Consider the following 5,553-nt stretch of genomic DNA (forward strand, 5'->3'; position numbering starts at 1 on the left):
GTACGCAGCGGGCGGAAGGCGGTCGGAGGAGCCGGGAACCGATCGTGCAGCCGCATACAAGGTAAAGTGCCGTCGGCTGTTTAAAATTTCAACTATCCTGAGTTCTGAATTGCCTGCTGCCAGCCGCCTGCCGCCCGCTGCTCACGGCACGACCAGCACCATGCCGGGCCGTAAATCCGTTGGATTGTGCATCACGCGGCGATTCGCTTCATAGAGCGATTCATAACGTCGGCCGTCGCCGTAAAATCGACGCGCCAAATCCACTAGGTTGTCCCCCGGCTGCACCGTGTAGGTGCGCTGGCTAGCGCGTTGGGCAGCTACAGCCGAAGCCGTTTTGCCGGCGGCAGTTGGTGCCGCGGGCAACGGCACCAGCGGAGCGATCGGCGTCGCCGGAGCCGATGGCAGCAAACTGGTATCGCCGGCGGCTGGTAGCGCCACCTTCGAAGGAATCCGCAATTCTGCGCCAATGGGCAACACCTCCGGACTACGGAGCACGTCCCGGTTGTATTCGTACAACTCCAGGTACCGATCGGCACGGCCCAAATAGCGCTGCGCCAGGTTTTGCAGCGTGTCACCGTCTACAATTTTGTGTGTTTGCTCTGGAGCATCTAAATCCACCATTGAGTCTGGCGGGGCGACAGTAGGAGCCAGGGATGATGAGTGCGTTGACTCATTCTCCTGGCTGTTCGAGCTTCCAGGCGCTGCCTCAATGCGGCCATCAAAAGCTGTGGTTGCCGCTGGCTGTTGGCCCGCACCGGGCGCAGCGTTGCTCGTAGTAGGGTTGCTTACCGTTGGCTGCACCGCTTCGCGCCATGTTGAACCCGGCGAGGAATGCGACTTGACCTGTTCGATCTTGCGATACTGCAGCGCCAACGCAACGCCCAGCGCCAACACCACAGCAGCCAGAATGATCTTTTTGCGACGGTCCACGATGCGTAATTCCGGCCTTGATCCGCTGGTTCCAATTGAACAGCCCTGAGAATCCACCATTTTCTGCTATCGGACGGGCGAAGGAGAAATGGCCAAGGGCGGAAACGGCCGCGCAATAAAGCGCACCGGCGCGTCGCTACAAGTGCGACAGGCTGCAAAGTTTACGCAGGCCGCTTCCGGCCGTCGCATCAAGCGGCGCCAGTAGCGCGAACCGCCCCGCCGCCCGTGGTGCGAACCATGCCGCCGGTAGGGACGCTCGGGCGCTTGAACCACAGCAAAATCGGCGCGGCAATGAACACCGAACTGTACGTCCCGGTCAGCACGCCGATCATCATGGCAAAGGCAAAGGCATGCACTCCTTCGCCGCCAAAGAAATACAAAATGAATGTTACCAAAAATACCGTGCCCGAGGTCAAAATGGTCCGCGACAGCGTTTGATTGACCGCCTGATTGATCATGGTGGCCGATAAGTCGGGACTTTTACCGCGGATTTCGCGAATTCGGTCGAACACCACAATCGTGTCGTTGATCGAGTAACCGACAATCGTCAACAAGGCCGCGACCACTTCCAGACTGATTTTGAACGGATCGACCTGCAAAAATCCCAACGGACCGGCCAGCCAGTAGCTAAGCGCCAGCGCGCCCACGGCAATAAACACGTCGTGAATCAGCGCGACAATGGCCGCCAGACCAAAAATCAAATTCTGGAAGCGAATCCAAATATAGGCCGCCACCAAAATGTTGCTCACCGCCAGAGCGTAATAGGCCGTCGTCTCCGTATCACTGGCGACTTTGCCGCCGATGTTATTCGCCGTCGGAAACACTGGCGTCTCCGCCAATTGTTGCTGGACGGTGCTAAGCAGCTTTTCGGTTTGCTCGCGCGGCAACGAAACTCGTACGTCCCAATCCTGAACCGTAATGCTACTGCCAGGCGTGTAATCCGCATCGGGGCTCGACAGGTCGAAGACAGCTTCGGGGAGTTGGGACGCCGCTCGAGCGTCGTTCAACATAGTTTCCAGCGAGGCGTAATTAATGCCGTCCGCAAACCGCAGCTTGGCGACAGTGCCCGCTTCCGGCGCGGCCGTGGCGTTCTGAGTTCCGGTGTCTTTTCCGGCTTCGCCCTTTCCGGCAGCTTCTTTCGCGGCCATCGCTTTGGAGCCTGTGTCACTTTTGCCGGCGCCTTTACCCGCCCCATCTTTATCCTTCCTTGCATCTTTGCCTGCTTCCTTGGCTGAATCTTTGCTTGCCGCAGCGTCAGACTTCGCATCGGTAACGGTAGATGTTGCTGTTGCATCTTCTGTCGCAGAATGATCCGGTGAAGCCACCGCCACGGACACAATCTCCATGGAATACATTTTCAGTTGGCCCGCAAAAATGCTTTTCAGCTTGTCTTTCAGCGCCTTAATGGCCTCCACGTTCGACTTTTCGCCACCGGTTTTCTCCCCTTGATAAGAGGTATCGATATTGAAGTGCGTATCGTGTTCGGCCAGCTCGTTGCTTGCGACGGCGCTAACCGAAACGTCTGGCAGCTTCGCATCCGTCACCTTTTCGCGAACCAGCTTGATGTCGGTCGCTTTGTTGAACACCACTTGCACGGCGGTGCCGCCGGTAAAATCGATGCCGAACAATCCTGCGCCCCCCAGCCATCCCGCTTCGCGCGCCACGGCCGCTCCCATGCCAATCAAAATGGCCGTCACCGAAATCGCCATCCAGCGCGGCATCCATTTCACAAAATCAAAGCTGGTCTTGCCGAAAATGTGCCGCATGTTCAACCGCTTCAGCCAATGCTGCCGTTCGGCAATGTCGAATACGATGCGCGAGCAATACACGGCAGTGTACAAATTCAAGAGCAAACCCAACACCAACGTGGTGGCAAAGCCGCGCAATTGATCGGTTCCAATCACAAACAGCACAATGCCCGTAATCAACGTCGTGCAGTGCGAGTCGATAATGGTTGTCATGGCGCGGCCAAACCCGTTGCGCACGGCCATCCGCAGCGCTGCCCCACGCTCCTGTTCTTCCCGCATCCGCTCGTAAATCAGCACGTTGGCATCAACCGCCATGCCCACGCTGAGCACTAACCCGGCCAACCCGGCCAAGGTGAGGTGGGCTTTGATGAGAATCATCACCGCCATGACCAGCACCAGGTTCATTAACACTGCCAAGTTGGCGACCAAACCGCAGAAGCGATAATAAATTTGCATGAATATCAGCACCGCCACGGTAGCCAGCCCCATCGACCACGCCCCGGCCCGAATGGTGTCGGTCCCCAATTGGGCGCTGGCCGAGTATTCGGAGACGGGAATTTTGCTCAGCGCCGCGGGCAAGCTGCCGGCATTCAGAATGTCGACCAAAAACTGCACTTTCTCGGGCGTGAAGTCGCCGGTAATTTGCCCCGTGCTGCTAATTCTCCCCCGAATGGTCGGCGCGGACATCAATTTGCCGTCCAGAACAATGCCCAACTGATAGGCCAGCGTACCGTTGGGATCAGGCAAATGGCTGCTCGTCAAATCGCCAAACAGCCCGGCCCCTTCCGAATTGAACGAAAACGAAACCATCGGACGGCCGGTTTCCGGATCATTCGCGGGAGCGGCACGGGAAAGATAGTGGCCATCCACGTCTCCGGGACTGACGATCACCAATCGCTCCCATTCCTCTTTTTTGTTTTGCCGAGCGACCGTCGAAGGTTCGTGGCTCATCAGCGAGTGGGAGAATTCGCTTTGATCCACAGGCACCCATTGCGCGACAATTTCATCCTGCCCTTCCGCATTTGGCATTTTCACGTCGTGCCCGGTCGTTTGATCGGCCAACTCGATGTATTTGCGGTGCTTGGGCGCATTGGGGTTAGCCAAAATCCGGAATTGCATGGCGCCGGCCGTGCTGATTTTGTCCTTAATCAAATCGACTTCCGCCGGCTCCGCCTGCGGGATGATCACTTCCACCCGGTCCGTTCCCATCCGCCGTACGGTCACTTCCTTTTGTCCACCCGGATTCACCCGCTTGCTAATTGCGGAGGTCAAGCGATCCATATCCACAGTGCGCGTGTTGCGGACGCCATACACCAGCACTTGCTGGCCTGCGCGAATCGGACGCGCTTCCACCACCAATTCAGCGTCCGGCACCTTGAATTTTCCAATCTGCTGTTCCACCTTCGCCGTTTCCACGGGATCGGCCCCCGCCAGTGTCACGTCCACTTGTCCCGAATCTTCATCAGCAGTCACCGTGCTGTCGATTCCGGCGTCTTGTAATGCTTTGTGAACTTGATCGGCGACATCCGGTAAATTGGTCATGCTGGTTTTCGATTGATCGACCTCGTACACCAAAATCACGCCGCCGCTTAAGTCAATGCCCAGCTTCGGCGGCCAGCCGACGAGGCAAATGGCGATGCCGGCCAGGAGTGAAAAAATCAACAGCCCAATCCGCCAGGCGTAATCGTTCATCCGTAGTTTTTGGGCGCACCACTGGCCAAGAAAAAATGGCGCCGTTAGCACGATCAGCGCCATCAAAATGCCAAACCATGCTTCGTGATACCAGGGAATCGGTGGTCCCGCGGGAACCGCCGCAGCTCCGGCTGCCGCCGGCGTCGCTTGAGCTAACAGGGTGAATAATGCGTGCACGGATGACATGGTGTGTTCCATTCCTTTGAAGTCTGCGGAGAGAGCAGCTAAAGCGTTTGTGAGTGGCGCGAAAACTTGCTGTCCCTCCGTGATGATTTGCTAACGAGTTCGATTATTTCGCTTCCGTTTCGCTTTGGTCGCTGACGACCCGCGCGATGGCCCCAAACGTAACATCGATTTTGGTATTATTGGCTTCGTCGACCTTAATGGTCACCCGATCGGACTCTCGCTGCACGTTGGCCACAACGCCGTAAATGCCGCCGATGGTCACGACCCGATCGTTCTTTTTCAGCGCCTCAAGCAACGCCTTGTGCTCGGCCTGCTTGCGCTTTTCGGGACGCATCATCATGAAATAAAACAGCACAAAAATCAGCACCAGCGGAAACAACATGGTCAAAATGTTTCCCGGCTGCTGCTGTTGTTGTGCAGCGGCGCCGCCGTTTGCGGCATCGTCGGCCAGGAGCAATAAAAAACTACAAATGCCGGCTAACACAGGGTTCCCCAAGATTGCGTTTCATGGAATTCGCTCCGCACCGCGGGCGAATTGCATATCTTAAACTCTTGCGGCGCATAGGGGAAGGGCAGGGGAAACGACAAACGACGACAGGAAGTGGTGGAACGATGTGCGAATGACAAATGACCAAATCCCAATGACCAAATGCTAGAAGCTTGGTCATTGGTGCTTGGAAATTGGTCATTCATTCTTCGCAGATTCGGCGTTCCCGCCCCAGCCGCGTAATTTTGCCGCCTTGAAATCTGCAAAACGACTCTCGGCAATCGCTTGCCGCGCGCCGGACATCAGCCGCTGATAGTACATGAGGTTGTGCGCCGTCAGCAGAATCGGCCCGAGCATTTCGTCGGCCATGAACAAATGCCGCAAGTAGCCGCGGCTACGGCTGCAGGCAGGGCAGGGGCAGCCTTCTTCCAACGGCCGCGGATCGTCGGCGAATTTTTGATTCCGCACCCGCAGTGTGCCACCGTCGGTGAAGGCCATGGCATTGCGGCC

Annotated in this window: 4 protein-coding genes; all 4 read right to left on the reverse strand. The window is 57.1% G+C overall.

Annotation, left to right across the window (positions count from 1 at the left end; translation table 11 throughout):
* Positions 1–141: 141 nt before the first annotated feature.
* On the reverse strand, positions 142–930 hold the full coding sequence (locus tag VMJ32_13740; GenBank protein HTQ40082.1) for a LysM peptidoglycan-binding domain-containing protein: 789 nt from the start codon (positions 928–930) through the stop codon (positions 142–144).
* Positions 931–1,118: 188 nt separating this feature from the next.
* Entirely contained in the window at positions 1,119–4,556 is a 3,438-nt protein-coding gene (gene secD / locus VMJ32_13745) for a protein translocase subunit SecD (GenBank protein HTQ40083.1), read from the reverse strand.
* Positions 4,557–4,659: 103 nt separating this feature from the next.
* Positions 4,660–5,040, reverse strand: coding sequence for a preprotein translocase subunit YajC (gene yajC, locus VMJ32_13750; GenBank protein ID HTQ40084.1), 381 nt, complete (start codon positions 5,038–5,040; stop codon positions 4,660–4,662).
* Positions 5,041–5,241: 201 nt separating this feature from the next.
* Positions 5,242–5,553: tRNA-guanine transglycosylase (locus tag VMJ32_13755; protein ID HTQ40085.1), on the reverse strand; the 312-nt coding region annotated here is incomplete at its 5' end.

The sequence above is a fragment of the Pirellulales bacterium genome (assembly GCA_035499655.1).
Taxonomy (GTDB): Bacteria; Planctomycetota; Planctomycetia; order Pirellulales; family JADZDJ01; genus DATJYL01.